The sequence below is a fragment of the Mycolicibacterium arcueilense genome, from assembly GCF_058536225.1.
In genome coordinates, this window is sequence record NZ_JBZTYL010000007.1 from 1,027,202 (window position 1) to 1,051,512 (window position 24,311).

General features: G+C 66.5%; 23 protein-coding genes. 10 read left to right on the forward strand and 13 right to left on the reverse strand.

Features of this window, described 5'->3' with window-relative positions; all coding sequences use genetic code 11:
• Positions 1-4: 4 nt before the first annotated feature.
• Both AC4LGL_RS09180 and AC4LGL_RS09185 read right to left on the reverse strand, forming a co-directional pair.
• Positions 5-2,209 carry an Rv1355c family protein gene (locus tag AC4LGL_RS09180; protein ID WP_491838431.1) on the reverse strand — a complete coding sequence of 735 codons (2,205 nt, stop codon included), beginning with the start codon at positions 2,207-2,209 and terminating at the stop codon, positions 5-7.
• On the reverse strand, positions 2,206-2,961 hold the full coding sequence (locus AC4LGL_RS09185; protein ID WP_491838432.1) for a hypothetical protein: 756 nt from the start codon (positions 2,959-2,961) through the stop codon (positions 2,206-2,208). Before AC4LGL_RS09185 ends, AC4LGL_RS09180 begins: the two co-directional genes overlap by 4 nt.
• 460 nt (positions 2,962-3,421) lie before the next feature.
• On the opposite strand from AC4LGL_RS09185, the gene purU reads away from it, so the two are divergent.
• The 4 genes from purU to AC4LGL_RS09205 all read left to right on the forward strand — a co-directional run bounded on the left by purU (position 3,422) and on the right by AC4LGL_RS09205 (position 7,215).
• Complete coding sequence (purU, locus tag AC4LGL_RS09190; protein WP_491838433.1) at positions 3,422-4,312, forward strand: formyltetrahydrofolate deformylase; 891 nt, start codon at positions 3,422-3,424, stop codon at positions 4,310-4,312.
• Between the two features lie 22 nt (positions 4,313-4,334).
• A complete protein-coding gene (locus AC4LGL_RS09195; RefSeq protein ID WP_491838434.1) occupies positions 4,335-4,787 on the forward strand; it encodes a MaoC family dehydratase in 453 nt (150 codons plus the stop codon).
• Positions 4,788-4,957: 170 nt separating this feature from the next.
• Positions 4,958-6,310: a flavin-containing monooxygenase gene (locus AC4LGL_RS09200; RefSeq protein ID WP_491838435.1), complete on the forward strand. Its 1,353-nt coding sequence runs from the start codon at positions 4,958-4,960 to the stop codon at positions 6,308-6,310.
• Positions 6,307-7,215 carry an alpha/beta hydrolase gene (locus AC4LGL_RS09205; protein ID WP_491838436.1) on the forward strand — a complete coding sequence of 303 codons (909 nt, stop codon included), beginning with the start codon at positions 6,307-6,309 and terminating at the stop codon, positions 7,213-7,215. The genes AC4LGL_RS09200 and AC4LGL_RS09205 overlap by 4 nt, the downstream gene beginning before the upstream one ends.
• A gap of 78 nt (positions 7,216-7,293) precedes the next feature.
• On the opposite strand, the gene AC4LGL_RS09210 is transcribed toward AC4LGL_RS09205, so the two are convergent.
• From AC4LGL_RS09210 to AC4LGL_RS09220, 3 genes are read right to left on the reverse strand one after another with little or no spacing between them, the layout of a single operon-like run.
• Positions 7,294-8,784, reverse strand: coding sequence for a class I adenylate-forming enzyme family protein (locus AC4LGL_RS09210; RefSeq protein WP_491838437.1), 1,491 nt, complete (start codon positions 8,782-8,784; stop codon positions 7,294-7,296).
• A gap of 6 nt (positions 8,785-8,790) precedes the next feature.
• On the reverse strand, positions 8,791-9,612 hold the full coding sequence (locus AC4LGL_RS09215; RefSeq protein WP_055112423.1) for a mycofactocin-coupled SDR family oxidoreductase: 822 nt from the start codon (positions 9,610-9,612) through the stop codon (positions 8,791-8,793).
• Between the two features lie 25 nt (positions 9,613-9,637).
• Positions 9,638-10,819, reverse strand: coding sequence for an acyl-CoA dehydrogenase family protein (locus AC4LGL_RS09220; protein ID WP_491838438.1), 1,182 nt, complete (start codon positions 10,817-10,819; stop codon positions 9,638-9,640).
• A 66-nt stretch (positions 10,820-10,885) separates the two neighbouring features.
• Between AC4LGL_RS09220 and fabG the strand changes: the two genes are divergently transcribed.
• Genes fabG through AC4LGL_RS09245 form a run of 5 tightly spaced genes read left to right on the forward strand, consistent with a single transcriptional unit; the run spans position 10,886 to position 15,972 of the window.
• Entirely contained in the window at positions 10,886-11,674 is a 789-nt protein-coding gene (gene fabG / locus AC4LGL_RS09225) for a 3-oxoacyl-ACP reductase FabG (RefSeq protein WP_064886168.1), read from the forward strand.
• Positions 11,671-12,888 (forward strand): acetyl-CoA C-acetyltransferase, encoded by a 1,218-nt coding sequence (locus AC4LGL_RS09230; protein ID WP_491838439.1) that lies wholly within the window; start codon positions 11,671-11,673, stop codon positions 12,886-12,888. Before fabG ends, AC4LGL_RS09230 begins: the two co-directional genes overlap by 4 nt.
• A complete protein-coding gene (locus AC4LGL_RS09235; protein WP_491838440.1) occupies positions 12,885-14,078 on the forward strand; it encodes an acyl-CoA dehydrogenase family protein in 1,194 nt (397 codons plus the stop codon). Before AC4LGL_RS09230 ends, AC4LGL_RS09235 begins: the two co-directional genes overlap by 4 nt.
• Positions 14,079-14,081: 3 nt before the next feature.
• Positions 14,082-14,750 (forward strand): GntR family transcriptional regulator, encoded by a 669-nt coding sequence (locus AC4LGL_RS09240; RefSeq protein WP_491838441.1) that lies wholly within the window; start codon positions 14,082-14,084, stop codon positions 14,748-14,750.
• Positions 14,751-14,784: 34 nt separating this feature from the next.
• The gene (locus tag AC4LGL_RS09245) at positions 14,785-15,972 is read left to right on the forward strand and encodes a CaiB/BaiF CoA transferase family protein (RefSeq protein ID WP_491838442.1); all 1,188 of its coding nucleotides are present in this window, start codon (positions 14,785-14,787) and stop codon (positions 15,970-15,972) included.
• Here the strand turns inward: AC4LGL_RS09245 and AC4LGL_RS09250 are convergent.
• The 3 genes from AC4LGL_RS09250 to AC4LGL_RS09260 are packed head-to-tail and all read right to left on the reverse strand — an operon-like array spanning position 15,969 to position 18,099.
• Complete coding sequence (locus tag AC4LGL_RS09250; RefSeq protein ID WP_491838443.1) at positions 15,969-16,439, reverse strand: nuclear transport factor 2 family protein; 471 nt, start codon at positions 16,437-16,439, stop codon at positions 15,969-15,971. The two genes, AC4LGL_RS09245 and AC4LGL_RS09250, sit on opposite strands and share 4 nt — an antisense overlap.
• Positions 16,436-17,263 carry a TIGR03619 family F420-dependent LLM class oxidoreductase gene (locus tag AC4LGL_RS09255; protein WP_491838444.1) on the reverse strand — a complete coding sequence of 276 codons (828 nt, stop codon included), beginning with the start codon at positions 17,261-17,263 and terminating at the stop codon, positions 16,436-16,438. The genes AC4LGL_RS09250 and AC4LGL_RS09255 overlap by 4 nt, the downstream gene beginning before the upstream one ends.
• Complete coding sequence (locus tag AC4LGL_RS09260) at positions 17,260-18,099, reverse strand: SDR family NAD(P)-dependent oxidoreductase (protein WP_491838445.1); 840 nt, start codon at positions 18,097-18,099, stop codon at positions 17,260-17,262. The genes AC4LGL_RS09255 and AC4LGL_RS09260 overlap by 4 nt, the downstream gene beginning before the upstream one ends.
• 69 nt (positions 18,100-18,168) lie before the next feature.
• On the opposite strand from AC4LGL_RS09260, the gene AC4LGL_RS09265 reads away from it, so the two are divergent.
• Positions 18,169-18,768, forward strand: coding sequence for a TetR/AcrR family transcriptional regulator (locus AC4LGL_RS09265; protein WP_491838446.1), 600 nt, complete (start codon positions 18,169-18,171; stop codon positions 18,766-18,768).
• On the opposite strand, the gene AC4LGL_RS09270 is transcribed toward AC4LGL_RS09265, so the two are convergent.
• The 5 genes from AC4LGL_RS09270 to AC4LGL_RS09290 are packed head-to-tail and all read right to left on the reverse strand — an operon-like array spanning position 18,765 to position 24,305.
• On the reverse strand, positions 18,765-19,172 hold the full coding sequence (locus tag AC4LGL_RS09270) for a PaaI family thioesterase (protein WP_491838447.1): 408 nt from the start codon (positions 19,170-19,172) through the stop codon (positions 18,765-18,767). The genes AC4LGL_RS09265 and AC4LGL_RS09270 overlap by 4 nt on opposite strands.
• A complete protein-coding gene (locus AC4LGL_RS09275) occupies positions 19,169-20,653 on the reverse strand; it encodes a class I adenylate-forming enzyme family protein (RefSeq protein ID WP_491838448.1) in 1,485 nt (494 codons plus the stop codon). The genes AC4LGL_RS09270 and AC4LGL_RS09275 overlap by 4 nt, the downstream gene beginning before the upstream one ends.
• Positions 20,646-22,091, reverse strand: coding sequence for a class I adenylate-forming enzyme family protein (locus tag AC4LGL_RS09280; protein ID WP_491838449.1), 1,446 nt, complete (start codon positions 22,089-22,091; stop codon positions 20,646-20,648). The genes AC4LGL_RS09275 and AC4LGL_RS09280 overlap by 8 nt, the downstream gene beginning before the upstream one ends.
• Positions 22,084-23,532: a class I adenylate-forming enzyme family protein gene (locus AC4LGL_RS09285; protein WP_491838450.1), complete on the reverse strand. Its 1,449-nt coding sequence runs from the start codon at positions 23,530-23,532 to the stop codon at positions 22,084-22,086. The genes AC4LGL_RS09280 and AC4LGL_RS09285 overlap by 8 nt, the downstream gene beginning before the upstream one ends.
• The gene (locus AC4LGL_RS09290) at positions 23,532-24,305 is read right to left on the reverse strand and encodes an enoyl-CoA hydratase/isomerase family protein (protein ID WP_491838451.1); all 774 of its coding nucleotides are present in this window, start codon (positions 24,303-24,305) and stop codon (positions 23,532-23,534) included. Before AC4LGL_RS09290 ends, AC4LGL_RS09285 begins: the two co-directional genes overlap by 1 nt.
• Positions 24,306-24,311: the final 6 nt, after the last annotated feature.

A 24,311-nucleotide genomic window follows, 5' to 3' on the forward strand; every position in this document is an offset into this window, starting at 1 on the left:
GCTCTCAGCCGTACTGTGGCGCCGAACCCGATCGGGCTCGCCTTCTGCTGCGTACGGTCGGACGCGGCGCGTAGGACAACCTGAGCACCAGCGCCTGTGATTCGTCGCGCTCGGTGCTGGTCAACCTGCGAAAAGCGTACTGCAGGTCGCGAAGGTCGTCGGCGTGGGCGGGCGAGAGCGCCTGGCGATCCCCGTCGTCATGGGCGTAGAGGAACACCGGCGACACCGGCTGGACCGCGAGCCCGCAGCGTTGGGCGCCGACCCAGACGGCCTCGACCGCCGACCCGGCCAGGGCGTAATCGGTCAGCCGCCGGCCGCGGACCGAGACGACCACCAGCGCCGAGCTCGAGGTGACCCGTTCGTAGGTGTCGTCGCCGAGGGCCACCCCGGCGTTCCAGTCCGACAACTTCGCCATGACCTCGGGCCGACGCAGGATGTCCAGCACCACCATGTCGGCCGGATCCAGCCCGAGCGTCGTGACCTCGATGCCGGTATCGGGCGCTGGATCGCCGGGCCAGCGCAGTTCCGACATCATCTCCCGGTGCAGTGTGGGGGTCAGATAGCGGATCCGGTCGGCCTTGGCGAGTATGCCTGCGGCGGTTTCGATATCGGACGGGGTGTCGAGGACCTTCAGCTCGGCACCTTCGTTGCGTGCGGCAGCCCGCAGCGTGTCGAGCACCCCGACGGAAATCGGTGCCGACGTGCCGCGGAGCCGGTTGGTCTCGCGGGCCAGCATCGGTTCGTAGAGTTCGGCCAACTCAGGTGCGTTGCCGGGGGAGAACTCCGCGACCCCGTACAGGGGGGTGCCCTCGTCGCCGCGGGACCACCGCACGTGCCCGGCCAGTCCGTGAGCCGCCGCGGCGACTCGGGCATTGAAGGCCGCGGCGCCCAGTGCGACCGCGCTGCCGCGGTACCCGACGTCCATCGCCGTGGTGTATTTCGTCGCCAGCCGGAGGTTGATCCGGTCGTCGCTCGCTTCGATGTGCCACGGTTGGACGTTGCCGCCCGAGGGGGCGCGGGTCGCTGCCTCGGTGAGGATGTCCGCCATCCCCGTCGGTGGCGGCGGCGTCTGCGCGGGGACCGACGCGGGCGGGGGTGCTGACGCGTCGCGCAACGGATCGCCGATGCGGTCGAGCGCGTCGGCGATATCGACACGCACCCGCCCCGACGGCATCGGCTCACCCAGGCCGATGCGTCGCACGGCGTTGGCGACGACGGTCGCTCCGAGTACCACTTCCGCGGCGAGTTGGGGCCAGGTGCTCAATGTCTTGCCGACCTCCACCAGCGACGCCGCCATCCGGGGCGACAGCTCCGGCGCGTCGAGGATTCGCAGAACGTGCGGCACCTTGTCCTTGCTGCTGAGCCCGGCCAGGTCGCGCGCCGCGATGTCGCCGAGCAGACCGTGCAGGATCGGCCGCGCGGGCTCCAGGTCGAACCGCTCGACGTCGAGCAGCCCACGATCCCCGGTGGTCATCAGCACGGGCAGTCTCCGGGCCCGGGCTGCCTCGCGGACAAGAACTTTCGCGTCCAGCGAGTCGCATTCCTCGACGACGACGTCGAGGCCGTGCAGATACTCGTCGATGGACTCGGACACCGCGCCGTTGCGATCGATCCGAACCCTGATGTAGGGGTCGATCTCGGCGATCCGGCGCGCGGCCACCACGGCTTTGTTCAACCCCAGGTCGAACACGGTGCCAGGGACCCGGTTGAGGTTCGCCAGCTCCAGTTCGTCGAAGTCGGTGAGTCGAATCTCGCCGCAAAGGCCCTCGACCGCGAGGTTGTAGGCGATGGCATGGCCGACGCTGAGGCCGACGACGCCGATTTTCAGGCGTGACAACCGCTGCTGCTCATCGGCACTGATGAGGTTGCGGTTACGGTCCAGGCGTAGGCGGTTGAACGCGGCCGGTCCCAGAAGGTGAACCAGGGACCGCCGCCACGGGTAGTACGCCCACCTCGTCGGCTCGTCGAGCATTTCCGGGTCGACCGCAGGCACGAGCGTGCGGAGCGCTGCCTGTTGCTGACGGCATTCGTCGATGACCGTGATTCGCGGGTCCCGGCGTAGCTGGTCGAGCGTGCTGTCCGAATTGTCGTCGCCTTCGCCTTCGCCTTCGACGAAGATCGCTCGATATTGATCGGGGTCGTTGTATTCACTCAATTCGGAAGTCTCGATGTCTGTGTAGGCGCTTTCCAGGGGACTTTCGGGGGTCATCGTCTCGCCCCGGCGGCGGTGACGGCGTCGATGCCGCCGGTTCGGGGGTGCGCGCCGATTCGCTGGGCTTCGGCGAAAAATCGTGACAGCTGCCCCGGATCGGCGTGGTTGGCGAAAGTGGTGCTGTCCCACCACATCATCTTGGTCTGGTATCGCTCGTCCGGATATGGTGTCGCCGGGATTTTCGCAGCCAGCACGCCGCCGGAGGACAGCCAGCGTTTCAGCACATACGCGGCGGCGGTGGCCATACCGAACTGAATGTCCAACAGCGTCATGGCATGCAGCGGCATGCGCGCCAGCGTATCGGTGAGTGCGCGGCTCTGCTCCGGGTCGTCACACACCCAGGCGGTCTTCATCTCGACCACTCCGAACGGCAGGCGGTCGGCAATCATCTTGCGCACCGCGTCGAGTGCGGGCTGTCCGCTCCATTCCACGATGGCGTGGCTTTCGTCGACGCTCCGATACGGACCCTTGGCCCGCAGACCACCGACCACCTGGCCGGAGCTGTTGATCCCGACACAGAACAGCGCCGTATCGTCGCCTGTCCGTAGGGCTTTCAGATCCAACGCCTGCTCCACTGCATGTTTGCGGTAGTTGGAGCAGGCGCCCCGGACATATTCGTTCCACAATTCGCGCTCGGCGTGCGGGCGGGCCACGACGATCGTGCACTCGCTGTCGGGGTCCCACCAGGTCGGACTTTCGTCCAGCGTCACTCTGCGGCGGGCGACGGTATCGAGTTTGGGAGCGGTCATCTGGAATCCATTTCGTCGGTCAGCCGTGCCTTCCGACGGGACGGCTGATTTGTCTGTGCGGCACGGTGTTGCGAATACGTGTGATGAGTATTGCGCCGCTGTGTAGTGGAATTCCAGCGAGCTGAGAAATCTTGTCCAGTCGAGGGGTGAATTCTGCGGGGGCAGCACCGATTAACTCACGGGTACATGCAATTTTGGCAAATTCAACAATCGACATTCATGCCGAATATGTGCCTTGCGGGCTCGCATGGCAAAAATCTTGAATTGACGTCGACGCCGAATGTGTGAGCTCCGGGCGGCGGCGCACGCTTTTGCTGTAACCCTTCACAGCCAGCCCTTAGTGCGATTGACCATCGGGGGTGAATGTCGATCGACTGGGCGGGCTCCGGGCCATTCGGTTCGGTCGCGCATTGGCGGGTTGTGTGTCGGCCCGGTGAGCCGAGATGAGATTCTGGTGTCGATGACACAGGAGTATCCGAAAACCACCGCTCTGCCGGCTCAGGACGTCGGCCGGCTGTTGCTGCGTTGCGCGGACAGGCCCGGTCTGGTTTCGGCGATCAGCGGCTTCCTCACCGGTGCCGGCGCCAACATCGTGTCGCTGGATCAGCACTCCACCGAGCAGACCGGCGGCACCTTCATCCAGCGCACGATCTTCCATCTGCCCGGCCTGGCGGCGGTGCGCGACGAACTCGAGCGTGACTTCCGGCAACGGGTGGCCGAGCCGTTCGAGATGGACTTCCGTCTCACGGAGGCCTCCAAACCCAAGCGCGTGGCACTGATGGCCTCCCGCGAGGACCACTGTCTGCTGGATTTGTTGTGGCGCAACCGGCGCGGTGAGCTCGACATGTCGGTGGTCATGGTCATCTCGAACCATCCCGACCTCGCCGATCAGGTCCGCGCGTTCGGGGTGCCGTTCCTCTATGTCCCGGCGACCCGGGAGAACCGCGCCGAGGCTGAGCAACGGCTGCTGGAGTTGTTGCGTGACAACGTCGATCTGGTGGTGCTCGCGCGGTACATGCAGATCCTGACGCCCGATTTCCTCGATGCCGTGGGCTGCCCGCTGATCAACATCCACCACTCCTTCCTCCCGGCATTCATCGGTGCGGCGCCCTACCGCAGGGCCAAGGAGCGCGGGGTCAAGTTGGTCGGCGCGACAGCGCATTACGTGACCGGTGACCTCGACGAAGGGCCGATCATCGAGCAGGACGTGGTGCGGGTGGACCACCGCCATTCGGTCGGTGACCTACGGCGCCTGGGTGCCGATGTCGAACGCCTGGTGTTGTCGCGGGCGGTGCTGTGGCACTGTGAGGACCGCGTAATCCGGTTCGGGAATCAGACCGTGGTCTTCTGACCACGCGTCGGGAGGAGTGAGCGTGAAAATCTTCAATGGTCTTGACGAGTTCGTGGCGGCAGCGGGCAGCGAGCTCGGCCCGACGGACTGGATGGAGATCACCCAGGAGCGGGTGAATCTGTTCGCCGACGCGACCGACGACCATCAGTGGATTCACGTCGATCCGGAGCGGGCGGCCGGTGGACCGTTCGGCGGCGCCATCGCGCACGGCCTGCTGACTCTGTCGTTGCTGCCGCACTTCACCCATCAGCTGTACCGCGTCGACAATGTGAAGTTGGCGGTCAACTACGGCTACAACAAGGTTCGGTTCATCACGCCGGTGCGGGTCGGGGCCAACGTGCGGGCACGTGCGGCGATCTCCGACGTCGCACAGCTCGACGGCGCGGTGCAGGCCACCATGACGGTGACGGTCGAGATCGAGGGCTCCGAGAAGCCCGCTGCGGTCGCCGAGTCGATCGTCCGCTTCATCGGCTGAGTTACTGCCGCTGACATTTCCTCGCCGAGCAGACGCTGCCGTACCCGCCAACTCGCTATTTCGGGTACATAAGCGTCTGCTCGTGGCGTTTCTGACAGTTGTCAGAATTCATTGACGCCCGTCAAAGGCCGCTGCTAGTGTTCTGCATCACAATGTGAAGGAGCACTGTTTTGCAGCGTTCACTGCCGCGGACCGCGATCATCGGCTCGGGTATCAGCGGGCTCACCGCCGGAAAGATGCTCAAGGACTACCGGGTCCCGTACACCACGTTCGAGACGTCGGACCGCATCGGTGGAAACTGGGCCTTCGGCAATCCGAACGGCCACAGCAGCGCGTACCGCTCGCTGCACATCGACACCAGCAAGCATCGGTTGTCGTTCAAGGATTTTCCGATCCCCGAGCACTTCCCGTCGTTCCCGCACCACTCCGACATCAAGGCCTATCTGGACGCCTATGCGAATGCCTTCGGGCTGTTGGAGAACATCGAGTTCGGCAACGGGGTGGTGCACGCGAAGCGGGTCGACGGGGGCGGTTGGGAGATCGAGGATCAGGCCGGCGCCCGCCGCGAGTTCGATCTGCTCGTCGTCGCCAACGGCCACCATTGGGACCCCCGACTGCCGGAGTTCCCCGGGACCTTTACCGGTGAGCAGATCCACTCGCACCACTACATCGATCCGAGAGAACCACTCGAGCTGACCGGCAAACGGATCCTGGTGGTGGGCATCGGGAACAGTGCCGCCGACATCGCAGTTGAAATTTCGTCGGGTTCCCTGCAGAACCAGGTGACGTTGTCCACCCGGTCGAGCGCCTGGATCGTGCCGAAATACATTGCGGGACAACCGGGTGACAAATACTTCCGCACCAATCCCTACCTGCCGTTGTCGTGGCAGCGCAAGATGGTCCAGTTGATCGGGCCGATGCTCGGCACCGATCCGACCATGTACGGGCTGCCGGCCCCGAACCACAAGCTGTTCGAAGCGCACCCGACCCAGTCGGTCGAGTTGCCGTTACGACTCGGGTCCGGCGATGTCGTTCCGAAGCCGAACGTTTCCCGTTTGGACGGTGACACCGTGCACTTCGAGGACGGGTCCAGCGACGTCTTCGACGTGATCGTGTACGCGACGGGCTACAACATCACCTTCCCCTTTTTCGACCCCGACGTCGTCGATGCGCCCGGCAACCACATCCGCCTCTACAAGCGGATGTTCAAACCGGGTATCGATGATCTGGTGTTCATGGGTTTCGCCCAGGCGATTCCGACGTTGTTCCCGTTCGTCGAGTGCCAGTCGCGACTGCTCGCGGCCTACGCGGTCGGCCGTTACGCCCTACCGCCGACGGCCGAGATGGAGCGGGTGATCGACGCCGATCAGCAACTGCACGGCGGACACTGCACGGACCGGCCCCGACACACCCAGCAGGTGGACTACTTCTACTACGAGCACGATATCCGGGTGCGCGAACTACCCGCGGGCGCCAAGCGTGCGGCAGATGGTGCCGGCGTGACCGCGGGGGTGATCGCATGACCTACACCGAGCTGACGTTCCACTCGGCCGGTGACCGGTGCAGTGCGTGGCACTTCCAGGCTGCCGGCGACGGCTTCGCCGGACCGGAGGGCCGCCCGGTCGTGGTGATGGCGCACGGCTTCGGCGGCACCAAGGACTCCGGGCTGCAGCCCTTCGCGGAACGCTTCAGTGCCGGCGGCCTGGATGTGGTGGCCTTCGATTACCGGGGCTTCGGTGCCTCTGAAGGGCAACCGCGGCAGAGTGTTTCGGTCGAACGTCAGATGGCGGATTACGGCGCGGCCATCGCGGCCGCCCAACGACTGCCGGGTGTGGACCGTCGGCGGGTCGTGCTGTGGGGGTCGTCGTTCTCGGGCAGCCACGTGCTGCGGGTGGCCGCGCAGTGCGCTGACGTGGCTGCGGTGATCGGCATGACTCCGTTGACCAGCGGGCTGGCTGCCAGCCGCGCGGCCGTGGCGCACCGCGACGTCGCGTCGGCACTGCGCTGGACCGTGGCCGGCGTGAAGAGTCGCGTGGCCGTGGCAGCGGGCCGGCAGCCGACGCTGATGCCGCTGGCGGCCAAGCCAGGGGAGGCGGGAGCGCTCGCGCTCGACGGGGCCTATGAAAGCTACCGTGCGATCGCCGGGCCGACGTGGCGCAACGAGGTCGATTCGGCCATCGGCATGGAGCTGGTGCAGATCCGCACCGGTGCTGCGGCCAAGGCGCTGAAATGCCCTGTGCTGATTCAGATCGCGGACTTCGACCGGTTCGTGCCGGCCAACTCGGTGATGAAGACGGCCGTCCAGGCCAGGGCCCAGGTCCATCATTATCCGTGCGACCACTTCGACGTGTGGCCGGGGCACGACTGGTTCGACACCGCCGCCGAGGATCAGCTGAGCTTCCTGAACCGGACACTGGGTTCGGCTTGATGCCGTCCGGCGAGCAGACATAAAACTGCCCAATTTCGTTGCCAAATGGGCAGTTTTATGTCTGCTCGCGGGCAGAAGTTACGTGCGGTACAGCGCCGCGACGTCGCCCGGCCGCACCTTGAGGGCGGCATTGCGGGGGAGTGCATCGACCACCGCCACGGCCACCGGCACGTGATGGCTGGGCAGTTCCTCGCGCACCAGGTCCTTCAGCTCGGCCTCGGTGGGTGCCGCCGCATCCCGCCGTAGCTCGACCGCGGCGAACGGAACCGCGCCCAGGCGAGCATCCGGAACTCCCACGACGCAGGCGTCGAGCACACTGGGATGTGAGATCAGAACCCGCCGAACCGTTTCGGGCAGGATCTTGAAGCCGCCGCGGTTGATGGCGCCGTCGCCGCGCCCGTGCAGCGTGACGAACCCGTCCTCGTCCATCGACGCCAGGTCGGTGGTGCGTATCCAGTCCCGCCCGATGACGGCGACGGCGGCTTCGAGCACACCGACGGTCCCGGCAGGCACTTCGGCGGCGGTGTCGGGGTCGACGATGCGGACGCGCACGCCGGGCAGCGGTCGCCCGACGCTGTCTGGTTTGTCCGCGCCGTAACGGCGATGCAGCTCAGGTGTCCAGCTGCACACCGATCCGGCGAATTCGGTTGCCCCGTAGGCCCACAACAAGGGGATCCCGTAACGCCCTTCGAACTCCGCCCGCAATTCCGGCTCCAACGGCCCGGAACCGCCCGAGAGTCCCTCCAACGACGCCAGGTCCTCGCGCGGAACGTCGGCCTGAAGCAGCATGCGCAGGATCGCGGGCTGCACACCCGCGCGGGTGATTTGGTAGGTCTTGATCGCGTCGACCCATTCGGGGACGCTGAACTTCTCCAGCAACACCATGCGCTTACCGGCGCACGGCGCGGCCAGCAACTGGCAGACTCCGATGCTGCCGAACGGCCAGTACACCAACGCCGGCGGGGTGTCCGCTCCGACCACTTCGGTACCCGCACCGATCGTCATGCTCAGGACGGTGTGCTCAAGCACGTTGGTGGCGACCGGTATTCGCTTGGGCGGACCGGTGGTGCCACTGGTCAGGATGTGCAGGCCGGACTTTTCCAGCGTCGGGTCGTGTCGGCTGCCGGGCTGCCGCATCGCCGTCACACCGACGCGGAGCGGATCGCCGGACAGCACGAGCCCGGCCGAGCCCGACGAGGCCACCGCGCCATGCAACTCCGGTGTCCAGTCATCGACATCGGCGAGAACCGCCGGCAGCGCCAATCTCTCGACGTCCCGCGCGATCGCCGTGGCGGACTGGTAGGAGTAGATCATCACCACCGGGCGTCGCGTCGCGATGAACCCGAGGATCGTCGCCGCGTGGGCAATCCGGTTACGCACGACGATGCCGACCGGTTCGCCCGGCAGCACTCGGGCCTCGTCCAATGCTGCCGAGATCTGTTCGATGAACTGCGTGATCTCATTGCCCGAGTACCACTTTCGGGCGAATTCGATGAACGGCCGGTCACCGTACGCCTTCAGCCCGGTGGCCAGCCTGTCGGCGAAGTCCGTGCTTGTCGGGCTGGACATGTCGGCCTAGAACTGGGTGGAGCCCAGATCGACGGCGACTCGGCTGGCCGTGACATACCGTGACTCGTCGCTTGCAAGCCAGATTGCCGCGTCGGCGATGTCCTCAGGTTCGGCGATGTAGTCCGGCAGGAACGGGGTCACCATCTGCATCAGGCCGGGGTTGGTGTCGTTGGCCCGGTTGAGCGCGGCCAGCATGTCGCCGGTGCCCATCGGAGTGTTGACCGCACCTGGATGCAGGCTGTTCACCCGGATCTTGTGCTTGCCCAACTCGGCGGCGAACGCCCGGGCCATACCCGCGACGGCGTGCTTGCTGGCGGTGTAGTGCACCATGAACGGCTGCATCTTGATCCCGGCAGCGGAGCTGATCAGGATGATCGACCCGCCGCGGCCGCCGTCGATGATGTGCTGGGCACCGGCCATCACGGTGTTCCAGGTGCCGGTGACGTTGATGTCCATGACGTCCCGGAAGGATTCGGGGGTGGTCTCGTTCCACGGCTCGGGCACCGTGATGCCCGCATTGGCGACGATGACATCGAGGCGGCCGAACTCGGCGACACCCTTACCGACGATGGTGCGCAGCGCGTCGTGATCGCGGGTGTCGGCGGCGGTGGCGATGATCCGCTTGCCGGTGGCCTCGACCAGGCGCACGGTTTCGGCCAGATCCTCGGGAGTCGCCGAGTCATAGGGCACGCTCGGGGGCAGCGGCGCGGCGATGTCGACCGCGATGATGTCGGCGCCCTCGTTGGCCATCCGGATCGCATGCGCGCGTCCCTGTCCGCGGGCAGCTCCGGTGATGAAGGCGACCTTTCCGGCGAGCCTCTCGGTCATGGATTCTCCTTGTGGGTGTGTGGTTTCAGAGCTGGCGTTGGGCGGCCTTGACCAGGCCGCCGCCGATGATGAGTCGCTGGATCTCGCTGGTGCCTTCATACAGGCGCAGCAGCCGGACCTCGCGGTAGATGCGCTCGACCGGGACCTCGCGCATGTAGCCGGTGCCGCCGTGGATCTGCACCGCGAGATCGGCGACGTTACCTGCCATTTCGGTGCAGAAGAGCTTGGCCGCCGAGGGCGCGATGCGGCGGTCCTCGCCGGACACCCACTTGGCGGCGGCGTCGCGCACCAAAGCGCGTCCGGCCATCACGCCCGTCTGCTGGTCGGCGATCATCGCCTGCACCAACTGGAAGCTGCCGATCGGCTGGCCACCCTGGGTGGCCGCGGCGGCGTAGGCCACTGACTCGTCGAGTGCACGTTGAGCGGACCCGACCGCGAGCGCCGCGATGTGGACCCGGCCGCGGGCGAGGGAGGTCATCGCGGCGCGGTAGCCGACGTCTTCGCTACCGCCGACGAGTGCACTGTTCGGCACCCGAACGCCGGTGAAGTTGACGTCTGCGGTCCAGGCACCCTCCTGGCCCATCTTGGCGTCCTTGGCTCCGACTTCGACGCCGGCAGCGTCGGCCGGCACGAGAAAGACAGCGATACCTGCTCCGTTTTCGTCGGCGGGGCGGGTGCGAGCGAACACGACGAACAGGTTCGCGGTGGGCGCGTTGGTGATGAACCGCTTCTGGCCGTCGATCACCCAGTCGTCGCCGTCACGAACGGCCTTGGTGCGCAAGCCCGCCGGGTTGGATCCGGCGCCGGGCTCGGTCAGGGCGAACGAGGCGACGACGTCGCCGGAGGCGATGCCCTCCAGCCACCGGGTCTTCTGCTCATCGGTGCCGAACCCCACCAGCACCTGGCCGGCGATGCCGTTGTTGGTGCCGAACATCGACCGCAATGCCAGCGACGTGTAGCCGAATTCCATTGCCAGTTCGACATCTTGGGCCAGGTTCAGGCCGAGGCCACCCCATTGCTGGGGGATCGCGTAACCGAACAACCCCATGTTCTTGGCCTGCTCGCGCAGGTCGTCGGGTACCTGGTCGGTGGCCAGGATCTCGTTCTCGCGGGGCACCACGGCGGAGCGGATGAAGCTGCGGGTCTGCGCCAGGATCTCGGCGAAGTCCTCGTCGCTGACTTCGGAAGTGGCCGCGGTCGTGGTCACAGGTGAGCTCCATTTCGTCGCGCGGAATCCGCGGGGGCGATGAATCTCCAATATCGTATATGAAATATGATCTGGGCCAGACAGAGCCCCCGCGATCGAAAGTTAGGTGATCAGGTGTCGTTGCTGACCGGTCAGACTGCAGTGGTGACAGGCGGTGCCCAGGGTCTGGGCCTGGCCATCGCGAAACGCTTCATCGGCGAGGGCGCCCGGGTGGTCCTCGGTGACGTCAACCTGGAAGCCACCGAGGCGGCCGCCCAGGAACTCGGCGGCCCCGAGGTGGCGACCGCAGTGCGTTGTGACGTGACCTCGGGTGCTGAGGTCGAGGCTCTCGTGCAGGCCGCCGTCGAGCGGTTCGGCGGGCTGGACATCATGGTCAACAACGCCGGCATCACGCGCGACGCGACGCTGCGCAAGATGACCGAGGAGCAGTTCGACCAGGTCATCGCCGTGCACCTGAAGGGCACCTGGAACGGCACCAAGTCGGCCGCGGCGATCATGCGCGAGAACAAGCGCGGCGCGATCGTGAACATGTCCTCGATCTCGGGCAAGGTCGGCCTGGTCGGCCAGACCAACTATTCGGCCGCCAAGGCAGGAATCGTCGGGATGACCAAGGCGTCGGCCAAGGAGCTCGCGCACCTCGGTGTCCGCGTCAACGCCATCCAGCCCGGGTTGATCCGGTCGGCGATGACCGAGGCCATGCCGCAACGGATCTGGGATCAGAAGCTGGCCGAGATCCCGATGGGTCGCGCCGGGGAACCCGACGAAGTGGCCAAGGTTGCGCTGTTCTTGGCCAGCGATCTGTCGTCGTACATGACGGGCACCGTGCTCGAGGTGACCGGGGGTCGGCACGTATGACCCGCGACGCGGTCATCTGCGAACCGGTCCGCACCCCGATCGGCCGCTACGGCGGCATGTATGCGTCCCTTACCGCCGTGGAACTCGGTGTCGCCGCACTCAAGGGTCTGCTGGAGCGCACCGGTGTGGCACCCGAGCAGGTGCAGGACGTGATTCTCGGCCACTGCTATCCCAACAGTGAGGCGCCGGCCATCGGACGCGTGGTGGCGCTCGACGCCGGCCTGCCGGTGACGGTTCCCGGTATGCAGGTCGACCGCCGCTGTGGCTCCGGGCTGCAGGCCGTGATCCAGGCCTGCCTACAGGTGCGCAGCGGAGACAACGACCTGGTGGTCGCGGGCGGTGCCGAGAGCATGAGCAACGTCGCGTTCTACTCCACCGATATGCGGTGGGGCGGGGCCCGCAGCGGCGTCCAGATTCACGACGGGCTCGCGCGCGGACGTACGACTGCCGGCGGGCAGTTCTACCCGGTGCCGGGCGGAATGCTGGAGACCGCCGAGAACCTGCGTCGTGAATACGGCATCACCCGCACCGAGCAGGACGAACTCGCGGTGCGCTCGCATCGCAGCGCCGTGGCGGCCCAGGAATCCGGCGTTCTGGCCGAGGAGATCACTCCCGTGACGGTCCGCTCACGTAAGGGCGACAGCGTCATCGACACCGATGAGCATCCGCGTGCCGACACCACGGTCGAGGCCCTGGCCAAGCTCAAACCCGTTCTGCTCAAGCAGGATCCGGAGTCGACTGTGACCGCGGGCAACTCCAGCGGCCAGAATGATGCCGCGTCCATGTGTATCGTGACCACCCCGGAGAAGGCCGCCGAGCTCGGTCTGCGGCCACTCGTGCGCATGGTGTCGTGGGGTTCTGCGGGCGTCGCGCCCAATGTCATGGGCATCGGCCCGGTCCCGGCCACCGAGGCGGCCCTGGCCAAGGCCGACCTGCAGTTGAGCGACATCGATCTCATTGAACTGAACGAGGCGTTCGCCGCCCAGGCGCTGGCCGTGATGAAGGAGTGGAAGTTCGGCGAGGCCGACTTCGAGCGCACCAACGTCCGGGGATCCGGTATCTCGCTGGGACACCCGGTCGGCGCGACCGGCGGGCGGATGCTCGCCACGCTGGCCCGGGAACTGGATCGGCGTCAGGCCCGCTACGGCCTGGAGACCATGTGCATCGGCGGCGGCCAAGGGCTGGCCGCTGTGTTCGAGAGGGTGGCATCGTGACCAGACTTGCCCAGACCCTGGGACTTACCGAGTTCCAGACCGAGATCGTCTCGACCGTGCGGCAATTCGTCGACAAAGAGGTCATTCCTACTGCCCAGGAGTTGGAACACTCCGACACCTATCCGCAGGCCATCGTCGACCAGATGAAGGACATGGGCCTGTTCGGGCTGATGATTCCCGAGGAGTACGGCGGGCTCGGGGAATCGCTACTCACCTACGCGTTGTGCGTCGAGGAACTTGCCCGCGGCTGGATGAGCGTGTCCGGGGTGATCAACACCCACTTCATCGTCGCGTACATGATCCGCCAGCACGGAACCGACGCCCAGAAGCAGAACTTCCTGCCGCGGATGGCCACGGGCGAGACTCGCGGGGCGTTCTCGATGTCCGAGCCCGAACTCGGCTCGGACGTGGCGGCCATCCGGACCCGGGCCAAGAAGAACGACGACGGCACGTACACGATCGACGGTCAGAAGATGTGGCTGACCAACGGCGGTAGTTCCACCCTGGTGGCCGCGCTGGTGCGCACCGACGAGGGTGCCGACAAGCCGCACCGCAACTTGACGGCCTTCCTGGTCGAAAAGCCCACCGGCTTCGGTGAAGTGGTTCCGGGACTGACCATCCCGGGCAAGCTCGACAAGCTCGGCTACAAGGGGATCGACACCACCGAGCTGGTCTTCGACGGTTATCGGGCCAGTGCCGACGACGTTCTCGGCGGCGTCACCGGGCAGGGTTTCTTCCAGATGATGGACGGGGTCGAGGTCGGTCGCGTGAATGTGTCGGCGCGTGCCTGCGGTGTGGGCATCCGTGCGTTCGAGCTGGCGGTGCGCTACGCGCAGCAGCGGGAGACCTTCGGCAAGCCGATCGCCGAGCACCAGGCGGTGGCGTTCCAATTGGCCGAGATGGCAACCAAAGTCGAGGCCGCACATCTGATGATGGTCAACGCCGCCCGGCTCAAGGACTCTGGTGAACGCAACGACGTGGCCGCCGGTATGGCCAAGTACCTCGCCAGTGAGTTCTGTTCGGAGGTCACCCAGCAGAGCTTCCGGATCCACGGCGGGTATGGATATTCCAAGGAATACGAGATCGAGCGGCTCATGCGTGACGCGCCGTTCCTGTTGATCGGTGAGGGCACCAGCGAGATCCAGAAGAACATCATCAGCAAGCGGCTGCTCTCCGACTATCGGGTCTGAACCGTGTCCATACCCGATTTCGCTGCGCGCCCACAGCTGGCCGAGGATGTGGCCCGGCTGATTCGACGGCGGATCTTCGACGGCACGTACCCGGCGGGGAACTACATCCGGCTCGAACAGCTCGCAGCCGAGCTGGGTATCAGCGTGACGCCGGTGCGCGAGGCGTTGTTCGGCCTGCGCACCGAGGGGCTGCTGAAGCAGCAGCCCCGGCGTGGGTTCCTGGTGCTGCCGGTCACCCGTCGGGACATCGACGACGTGGCCGGGGTGCAGGCCCACATCGGCGGGCAGTTGGCGGCACGCGCCGCTGGGCAGATCACCGACGGTCAACTCGGCGAGCTCGACCGGATCCAGCGGGAGCTGGAGGTTGCCTACACGGACAACGATCATGAGGCGGCGGTCCGGCTCAACCACGCGTTCCATCGTGGCGTCAACCGGGCAGCCGAGTCGCCCAAGCTGGCGCAGCTGATGTCCCAGATCACCCGGTATGCACTGGAATCGGTTTATCCGACGGTCGAGGGTTGGCCCGAGCAGTCCACTCATGACCACCGCCGGATCCTGGCCGCGCTCAAGGCGCGCGACGGGGATGCGGCCCGCGACGCCATGGCCGAGCACCTGTGTGCGGCCTCCAGGCCGTTGAGCGATCACCTCGACCGGTTGGGCGTGCTCGAGTAGAGGTGAATTTTGACCCGAAGGAAGGTGAGCGAGGATGTCAGGGGTTCTCGACGGGATACGGGTGCTCGACTACGGCCGGTTCATCGCCGCGCCGTGGTGCAGCGCGATCCTGGCCGACATGGGCGCGGATGTGCTGCGGGTGGAGAAACGTGAAGGCGGGGAAGACCGTTGGGTCCAGGCCGTCACCGAGGGCGGTGAGGGCGGCACGTTCCTGCAGTGCAACCGCAACAAGCGGTCGTTGACGCTCGACTCCACCACGGCCGAGGGCGCCGAGATCACCCGACGTCTGGTGGCGCAGGCCGACATCGTGATCGCCAACATGCCTGCGGCCGGGATGCGGGCCAGCGGACTGGATTACGAGACACTCAAAGCGGTCAAACCCGACATCATCCTGGCCAGCGCCACCGCCTACGGCGAGGGCGGCCCGTACAGCGGCAAGATCGGTTTCGACGGGGCCGGGCAGGTGATGTCGGGTGCGGTCTACCGGCAGGGCCTGCCCGATCTGCCGATCCGAACGGTGGTGCCCTACGCGGATTTCGGGACCGCGCTGACCTTGGCGATCGGCGTCATGATGGCGCTGTATCACCGTGACAAGACAGGGGAGGGACAGCACGTCGAGGGCGCCCTACTACCGACCGCACTGATGCTGTCGAACGCGTTCTTGATCGAGCGCGAACTGCTGCAGGTCGACAAGCCCAGGATGGGCAACAAGGGGGCGTCGGTCGCGCCGTGCGACCTGTATCGCACCGCTGACGATCAATGGGTCCTGCTACAGGTCGCGGGACAGCCCATGTTCAAACGCTGGTGCCGGCTCGTGGGGCGCGAGGAACTGTTCGACGATCCACGTTTCGCCAACGACGACATCCGCTGGGCCAACGGTGACATCCTCAACGACATCATGTCCGACTGGTGCGCCGACAAGACCAAGGCGCAGGTGCTGGAGCTGCTGGAGAAGGCGAAAATGCCTGCTGCCCCGTTGCATTCCACCCAGGATGTCCTCGATGACCCGCATGTGCAGGCCATGGGCTACCTGCAGCGGATGCCGTTCCCCGGGGCCTCCCGGGACGTGCCGATCATCGAAACCCCGTTCCGGATGTCGGCGACGCCCGGCACGATCCGCCGGCGCGCCCCGCTGCTGGGCGAGCACACCGACGAGGTACTGGGCGAGATCGGTTACGACGCAACGCAGATCGTGGAACTCCGGGCGAACGCGATCGTCTAGCGCAGCAGTTCGCGCGCCTCGGGGCTTCCGTTCAGTGCGCGTGTGGTGCGGCGCTCGATCTGCCACCGGCCGTCGATGCGACCCAGCGTGAAGTGGTTCGCACCGGCGCGCGCGACGATCCACTTTCCGTCGCGGTGCACCACCAGCAGTGATTCGCACACCGCCTCCGCGGTATTGCCGTCGACGGTGACCCGAGCCGGACCGAGAAAGTGACAGGCACCTCGGGAGATGAGCGTTTGATGCGCATCCGAGTTCACCATGGCGGCCACGTCGGCGCGGCTGAGCATCTGCCAGTCCTCGACGTCGTAGCTGCCGTCCTCGCTCCATAACGCCCCGACGTCGTCGGCGGCACCGGCGTCGACGAGGGGACCGTAGGAGGCGATCAGCTGCGTCACCTCGACCTGGTCGGTCAGCTCCTGCAGGCGTCGCTCCAGGTCGTGCAGCCGGGATTCGAAGGGATCAGTCATAGTTCGGTGCCGATCGTGTGCAGGGCTTCGAGCTGATCGCAGAAATGCTCTGCGCTTCGGGCCTGCAGTGTGCAGTTGGCGATCGTGGCACCGACGTCGCGCAACCGACTCAGCCGAGCGTGGGTGGTGTTCGGATCGCCTTGCGGGTCCAGCGGCACCCCCGGGGACAGCACGACATCGAAACCTTCCGGCGGCCGCCGCTGCGCGAGGAACTCGGCAATTGCATCCGGCGGCAATCCGAAAGGCATCCATCCGTTGCCCAACTCGACGGCTCGACGCAGCGAGCGCTTGGTGCGACCGCCCACCCAGACCGTGAGATCGGTGCTGGTGGCGTGCGGTTCGATGGCGAACCCGTCGACCACCGGCTGTCCCCATGCGGCGCGCAGCCTGGCGATGTCGCGGTCGGCCGCGGCCCCACGCCCTTCCCAAGGGGCGCCGAGCAACTCGAACTCCTCGGTGAGCGATCCGACCCCGACGCCGAGGACGACTCGCCCACCGCTGAGCCGGTCGAGAGTCCCGTAGCTCTTGGCCAGCGCGACCGGGTGGTGGTACGGAAGTACCACAACGGCGGTGACCAGTCGGATCCGTCGAGTCCTGGCGGCCAGGAAGGACAGGGTGGCCAGCGGGTCCCAGTACACCTTCCCGCGCACCGCCGCGGCTGAGGCCGGGATGCCGGTGTGCTCGGCACAGGTGATGTGGTGAAACCCCAGAGCCTCTGCTTTCTCGGCGATCAATGACAACTCGTCGGGGCCGGCGGTGGTTTCCCACGGGGAGAACTCACCGGGGTGCTGCATCACGACGGGCGTGGAGAGTCCGAGCTTCACCGTGCGGACCTCTCTGTTGAACCCATCAGCTGCCGCATCATCTTGTCGGTACGCAGGATGGCAGCGGCGCGGTCCGGATCATTGTGGGCATGAGCGACTTTCGCATGTTGCGACACGACGTGCACGGGGCCCCGGCCGAGCGCGGCGAGACCTTCGGCGGCGACGTCGTCAGGCTCGGACACCACCATGCCGGGGATGTCGAAGTTGAGCCCGACCCGGTCCATCGCCGGGGTGCGGGTCACCCCCAGCACGAGCTCGAGCACGTCGACGTCGTCGTCCCGTAATTCCAGCCACAGGCTTTCGGCGAAGATCCTGCCGAAGGCCTTGACGCCGCCATACACCGTGTGCCGGTTCGAGCCGAGGTATCCGGCCATCGATCCGACGAGCAGGATGCCCCCGCGGCGACGGCTGCGCATCGCCGCCCCGAAATGATGGACCAGGGCCAGCGGGGTGGTGATATTCAGGTCGATGACCCGCTGAAACGCGGCGAGGTCACCGTCGAGAAACCGTGCGCTGTGGGTGTTCGCGCCCGCATTGTGGACCAGCAGGCCCACCTCGACGTCCCCAACCGTTTCTGCCACGGCGTCAGCCGAGGACGGCTCCGCGAGATCAGCACTGAGGGTGCGGACCTCGACGCCGTGGGCGCGGCAGAGTACGGCGCACTCTTCCAGCGGCCCGGACTTGCGGGCGACCAGCAGCAGGTTCACTCCTGCCGCGGCGAGCCGGAGCGCGAAGGACCTTCCGACCCCTTCCGAGCCGCCGGTGATGACGGCCCACGGGCCATACTTCTGAGCATCGAACGCCGTCGCGCCGAGTTGGGAGCCTTCTTCGATCACCAGTCTGTTGTAGCATCAGTGCGTACTGATTTCTAGAAGCAATTCTAGTTTTACGAGGAGTTCGCCCGGATGGCGCGCATCGGAACACCCCGGAAACCCGGGCAGGCGTCGACACCCCGCCAGCAGGCGCGTAACGCCGCGATTCTTGGGGCGGCGGACCGGTTGGGGGCGCTGCACGGACTCGAGCGAGTGCAGATGTCCGACATCGCCGCCGAGGCCGGCGTTGCTCTCGGCACGCTCTATCGCTATTACCCGACCAAGCACCACCTCTATGCCGCATCGCTCAACGCGTCCATTCGATCGATGCCGGAATCCGATGGCATTCCGGACGATCCGGTGGCGGCGATATGCGACTTCCTGGGCGATGCCGCCGAGCGGTTGCTGGCGCGGCCGCCGTTGGCCAGGGCAATGCTGGTCTCCATCAACGCTATTCGGTCCTCCGCCGATACGCCTGCCGATCTGTCCATGCGGGAACGGATCCTGGCGGTGGCAGGGATTGCCGAACCGACTGCCGAGGATCATCGACTGACCAGGATGGTCGAGCAGTGCATGTACGGCATCCTGACCTGGGCCACCGCAGGGCAACTCGACACGGACAGTGCGGTCGCCGATGTGCGGTACGCGTGCCGACTGCTGCTGGCCCCGTGGAACCAGCGGCGACGACGTTAGTCCGGAGTCGCGATTTCGGTTCGTGCCCGGATTTTCGCGAAACTCACCGTGGCGATGACGGCCAGGTCATCATCTGGCATTGCGCGGATCTCGACTTGCACCACCATGGACCGTTTGCCGTCGTGAACAATTCGAGCCACCGCTCTGGCGGCGCCGTCGGTGACCGGCCGTAGGTAACGCAGGTTGAGGTCCGACGTCACGACACTGTGACCTGGTGGCAGTCGCCGCATTGCCAACTTCCCGGCTGCGGTGTCGACGAGGGTGGCCAGCAGCCCGCCCTGTAGGCCACCGTTAGTGTTGATCACGTGCGGGGCTACCGGGAGATCGACTACCGCCTCGTCGTCCGCGCCGGCGGCATCGCGGTATCCGATCAGCTGGAATAGTTCGAAGATGTCAGCGGTCATCGTCGGATACCCTCCCTCAGCATGGCGCGGAGTGCGGCATAGTCGACCTTCCCCGTGGCTCCGTGCGGCACTGCGTCTTCGTCGGCCAGCAGCAGCCACAGCGTGGGCACCTTGAACGGACTCAGTACCTCGCGCGCGGCGATGCGCAGCGCATCCGCCGCGAGGCCGTCGCCGACGAGTACTGCCCCGACCCGATTGGTCTGACCATCGGGAACATTCACGACATGGGCGGCGCGGACTCCGGGAAGAGACCGAAGCGCTCGCTGCACTTCGCTCGGATACACCGTGGCGCCACTGACTTTGAACATGTCATCGGAGCGGCCGCGGTAGAACAGGAACCCGTCGCGATCGAGGTAGCCCAGATCGCCGGTGGGGTAGTAGCCGTCCGGGGTGAAGACTTCCTCGCGACTGCGTCGGCAGATTCCACGCATGACGTGCCGCCCACGGATCTGGATCTCACCGGTGACGCCCGTGGGCTGGGTTGTGCCGGTGGCGGTGTCGACGATGCGAATGTCCATTCCCGGGAACGGTTTACCACAGCTGCCCCACGCGGAACGGGGCATGTCGGCATCGGCCGGATAACCACAGTAGGGTCCGAACGATTCCGTCATCCCGAGCAGCGACGCCCGCGCGCCGGGCTCAGCACGCAGGTGCACCGGGAGCAGGGCCTCCAGGCTTCCGGGTCGTAGCGTCGAGAGGTCGGCGCTCGTGGGATGACGTGCGAGGGATTCGGCCTGCCCGGGCCATCCGCGGAACAACGTAACCTGCTCACGCTGAAGGAGTTCCAGGGTGGATTCGGGGTCGGGAATTGGCTCGGTCACCAGGGTGGCCCCGGCCACCAGCGCCGAAAGGATGCCGGCGCCGAAGCCACCGACCCAGAAGAACGGCATCGGCAGGTAGAGGCGGGTCTCGGCGGTGATGCACCGGGCGCCGAGACCGGAACGGGTCGCAGCCAAGGCGTTTGCATGGGAGTGGACGACGCCTTTCGGTGCGCCACTGCTGCCCGAGGTGAACATGACAACCAGCGGGTCGCTGGGCCGTACGGGCGGCAACGGTGCGGTGCCGGTGAAAGCGAAGACGTCCTCCGGGGTCCAGGTCTCGCGCAGCGACGGCACCGGACCGTGCGGGTAACGGCGACCGCGGAATTGTTCGACGGCGATCAGGTACTGCACGGAGGCGGTCCGCAACTGGGCTGTGAGTTCCCGGTCGGTCAGCAGTGTGCTCAGGGGCACGAGGATTGCCCCGATTCTGGTGATCGCCAGGGCAATCCGTACCCAGTCGGCGCAGTTGGGCATGATCAGACCGACCCGGGTTCCCTTGTTGACCCCGGCCAACATCAACCCGGCCGCGAGCTCTCGGGTACCGGCGTCGAGTTCGGCGTAACTGATGCGGGTGTCCGGGTCGACCACCATGGGTTTGGTGGACGGCGCATGGTGACGCAGCAGCGCATCGACGGTGTCCGGCAGCAGCGAGTCAGGCATCGAACAGCCTCACCAATGCCGCCATGTCGACCTTGCCGCTCGACAGCGTGGGCAGCTCGGCGGGCGGGCAGACGGCGAATTTCCGCGGGATCTTGTACGCCGACAACATGTCGCGTAGCGCCTGACGTATCGCGTCGAAGTCGACCGGAGTTTCAGTGACGATCACGGCGGCGACGGTCTGGCCGCGCACCGCGTCGGGAAGACCGAGCACATGCGCGCTGAACCCCAGTGCCGCGAGGGCTTTTTCCACCTCTCCGGGTGTCACATTGGCACCCGACGTCTTGATCATCGAGCCTGCGCGACCGAGGAAGTAGAAGTATCCGTCCCGATCCACGCGCACCAGGTCCCCGGTGTGGAACCAGCCGTCGGGGTCGAAACAGTCCTCTCTGCTGCGTCCGTAGTAGCCCTGCATCACGTGAGGGCCGCGGATGCACAGTTCACCCGTCTGCAGCAGCTTGGTCTCGAACCCCGGCGCCGGCCTGCCATAGCTGCCGCGCCGGTGCTCGGGTTGATCGGTCTCGTCACCGTCGAGCAGCACGACGCTGCCAGATTCCGTCATACCGAGCATGTTGTGGCGCAGCTCGGTATCCCGCGGCCGAACATCGGGCGCCATGATCGGGTAGAGGTTGCCGCGACGGGCCGTGAAGCGCCGGCCGGAGTAGCTCGGGTGGTGCGTGAGATGCGCGATCCCGGCGACGAAACCATTGGTCACAGTGGGTCTCTCGGCCTCGATGAGGTCGAGGGTGAGCGCCGGGTCGGTGGCGTTCGAGCAGATCAGGGTGGCACCGGCGGACACGGCGGCCAGCAGGCCGAACGCGAAACCTCCGATCCAGAAGAACGGTGAATTGCAGAAGAGCCGATCAGAGCTCATCAGCCCACGGATCGTGTTGAGGTTGCGTTGATGGCCGATCAGCGATGCGTGAGTGTGCACGGCCCCTTTCGGCGGGCCGGTCGAGCCGGAGGTGTAGACGATGGCCAGCGGGTCGCAGCCGTCGACGTCGTCTTCGAACTCGGCCAGTGCCGGAACGTCGGCGTGGGGCATCTCGAACAACACGTGGCGCAGGCACGGGCCGTCGATACCGGAAAGCCGTTGCACATAGTCGTGATTGCGGTAGGAGCGTGCCGACATCAGGATCGTGGTATCGCTGTCGCGCAGTTGGGTCTTCAGCTCGGCTGCGGTGAGAAACGTGGAGTACGGCACCACGACGGCGCCGATTCGCGCCGCGGCCAGCATGGCCACCACGAAGTCGACGCCGTTCGGATAGAGCAGCCCGACATGTGTGCCCTTGCCGACCCCCAGCTGGATCAGGCCACGAGCCACCGAGGCCGAACGGCTCTCGGCGGCTGCGTAGCTGATCCGGCTGTCGTCGCAGATCAGCAGGGGATGATCGCCTCGGTCGCGCAGTCCGGCGAGCAGACCGGCCAGCGTGTCAGCCACCGGTGGCGAAGTGCTCGCGGACGGCACCCAGGTCGGCCTTGCCCGACGGCGTACGCGGGATGGTGTCCACGATCGCGATCCTGGTGGGGATCTCGTACCGCGCCAGCCGACCCTGCAGATAATCGGTGAGTTCGGTCGAGGGCGCAGGCATGCGTAACTCCACCATCGCCACCGGTGTCTCACCGAGGCGCTCATCAGGAATGCCGATCACCGCCGCGCCGCGCACCGCGGGGTGGCTCTCCAGGGCGGTGCGCACGTCGTCGGGCATCACCTTGAATCCACCGCGGATGATGGCCTGGTCGGCGCGGCCGAGTATCCAGACGAATCCGTCGGCATCGATGCGGGCGAGGTCGGTGGTCCGTATCCAGTCCGCGTCGGCGTCGAACTGCGCCGGTTTGACCTCCAACAGCCCCTTCTCATCGGACCCCAGCGGGTTGCCGTCCGCGTCGACGACGCGCAGCCGGGCACCCGGATTGGCGCGGCCGACACTGCCCCGCTTGTCTTTCCAGTGTTTCTGGTGATCGGCCAGCGTCCAGCTCGCCACCCCGCCACCGAACTCGGTCGCGGCGTACGAGGTCAGCACCGGGATGCCGAACTTCTCGGTGAACGCATCGGCATCGTCGGCCGACAGTGGGGCGGTGCCGGAGGTGACCGCGCGGATGCCGGCGAGGTCGTTGCGGGTGAGATCGGAGTGCAGCACCATGCGCAGTGCGGCCGGCACCAGTGACACCGCTCGCGGCTGGTGCTCCCGCACGGCGTCGACCCAGCGCTGGAGCTCGAACTTGGGCAGCAGCACGAAGGGCCGTGCCTCGGCGATACACAACAGGACCCGGAACACGCCGCCGACGTGGACCAGAGGTGAGTTGACGATGGCCACTCCACGTCGCAGTTCGGTTGGCGCCGGAGAGTTTTCGGGTTCGCGGCCGATGACGCTGCGGGCGAGCATGTCGTACGTCAGGTCCACGCGTTTGGGCGGGCCGGTGGTGCCGCTGGTCAGCATCCACACCGCCACCCCTGCGCGCCCGGCGTCGTGCGCCGGATCCGGGGCGGTAACCACCTCCGGCGAGGTATCGAGATCGCGAATCGTGACGGTCGTCGTCACGGGGGAGGGCGAGGCCAGCGCGGCGATGTCCTCGGCCAGGCCGACGAGTACCGGCAGGTTGAGCGTCTCGATGTCGGCCCGGGTGCGCTCGTCGCCGCGGGAGGGATTGATCACCACGACGGTGCCGCCGGAGGCCAGCGCCCCGAGTAGCGCTGCCACGTGCGCAGGTTGGTTGCGCAGGAGGATGCCGACGCGCGTGCCGGCTGTCGATGCACCGATACGCCGCGCAAGCGTCGCGACCTGCCCCCAGGTGGACCACTGGCCGTCGTACTGGATGGCCGGTGCGGCCGGATCGAGATCGAGTACCGCGTCGATGCGCCGTGAAAGCGGGTGGGCCATCAGCGGATCCGGGGCTGTGTCTTGGGCAGGGGACGTTCGGCCAACTCGGCCTTGGCGATCGGATTGCCCAGTCGCGTGTAGATGAGGCCCTGGTCCATCGCGGCACGGTACGGCTTGTCCAGGGACTCCCAGATGGCCTTCACCGTGCCCTGGGTGGCGGTCGGCGGTTTCGCCGCGATCGTTGCGGCGATCTCGTGTGCGCGGTCCCACAGCTGATCTCTGGCCACCACTTCGGTGACCAGGCCGATGCGCAGAGCCGTCTCGGCGCTTACCCGTTCGTCGTTGCCCATCAACGCCATCCGCAAGGTATCGCCGAGGCCGACCCGGCGCATCAGGCCGATCGGCTCCAGCGCCGAGACCAGTCCGGCGCTGACATGGGAATCGAAGAAGGTGGCCTCCTGGGAGCAGATCACGATGTCGGCCTCGTTGACGAAGTACAGCGCCCCGGCGGTGCACATGCCCTGCACCGCGCAGACCACCGGCTTCCACATCTTCTGCCACTTGGGGCTCAGCAGTTCACCGGGATCCTCGTGGTTCCAGACGATCTCGGGCTGTCCGTAGCTTGATTTCACGTCCAGCCCGGCGCTGAACGCCCGGTCGCCGGCCGCCCGTAGCACCACCGCGTTGATGCCCTCGTCGTCCTTGATTGCATGCCAGGCGTCGCGCATGTCATTGCACATGGCCCGGTTGAACGAGTTCAGCGCGTCGGGGCGGTTCAGCGTGACCGTGGCCACCCGGGATTCGTGGTCGAAGTCGAGGAGCAGCGTCTCCATTGCCCG

What these genes read in the sequence shown, in the direction of transcription:
- AC4LGL_RS09185 (WP_491838432.1), bottom strand. Translation starts at nt 2,961, where the DNA reads ATGACCGCTCCCAAACTCGATACCGTCGCCCGCCGCAGAGTGACGCTG.
- AC4LGL_RS09215 (WP_055112423.1), bottom strand. Translation starts at nt 9,612, where the DNA reads ATGACCGAGAGGCTCGCCGGAAAGGTCGCCTTCATCACCGGAGCTGCC.
- AC4LGL_RS09290 (WP_491838451.1), bottom strand. Translation starts at nt 24,305, where the DNA reads ATGGAGACGCTGCTCCTCGACTTCGACCACGAATCCCGGGTGGCCACG.
- AC4LGL_RS09265 (WP_491838446.1), top strand. Translation starts at nt 18,169, where the DNA reads ATGGCGCGCATCGGAACACCCCGGAAACCCGGGCAGGCGTCGACACCC.
- AC4LGL_RS09245 (WP_491838442.1), top strand. Translation starts at nt 14,785, where the DNA reads ATGTCAGGGGTTCTCGACGGGATACGGGTGCTCGACTACGGCCGGTTC.
- AC4LGL_RS09210 (WP_491838437.1), bottom strand. Translation starts at nt 8,784, where the DNA reads ATGTCCAGCCCGACAAGCACGGACTTCGCCGACAGGCTGGCCACCGGG.
- purU (WP_491838433.1), top strand. Translation starts at nt 3,422, where the DNA reads ATGACACAGGAGTATCCGAAAACCACCGCTCTGCCGGCTCAGGACGTC.
- AC4LGL_RS09250 (WP_491838443.1), bottom strand. Translation starts at nt 16,439, where the DNA reads ATGACTGATCCCTTCGAATCCCGGCTGCACGACCTGGAGCGACGCCTG.
- AC4LGL_RS09230 (WP_491838439.1), top strand. Translation starts at nt 11,671, where the DNA reads ATGACCCGCGACGCGGTCATCTGCGAACCGGTCCGCACCCCGATCGGC.
- AC4LGL_RS09270 (WP_491838447.1), bottom strand. Translation starts at nt 19,172, where the DNA reads ATGACCGCTGACATCTTCGAACTATTCCAGCTGATCGGATACCGCGAT.
- AC4LGL_RS09205 (WP_491838436.1), top strand. Translation starts at nt 6,307, where the DNA reads ATGACCTACACCGAGCTGACGTTCCACTCGGCCGGTGACCGGTGCAGT.
- AC4LGL_RS09275 (WP_491838448.1), bottom strand. Translation starts at nt 20,653, where the DNA reads ATGCCTGACTCGCTGCTGCCGGACACCGTCGATGCGCTGCTGCGTCAC.
- fabG (WP_064886168.1), top strand. Translation starts at nt 10,886, where the DNA reads ATGATCTGGGCCAGACAGAGCCCCCGCGATCGAAAGTTAGGTGATCAG.
- AC4LGL_RS09285 (WP_491838450.1), bottom strand. Translation starts at nt 23,532, where the DNA reads ATGGCCCACCCGCTTTCACGGCGCATCGACGCGGTACTCGATCTCGAT.
- AC4LGL_RS09180 (WP_491838431.1), bottom strand. Translation starts at nt 2,209, where the DNA reads ATGACCCCCGAAAGTCCCCTGGAAAGCGCCTACACAGACATCGAGACT.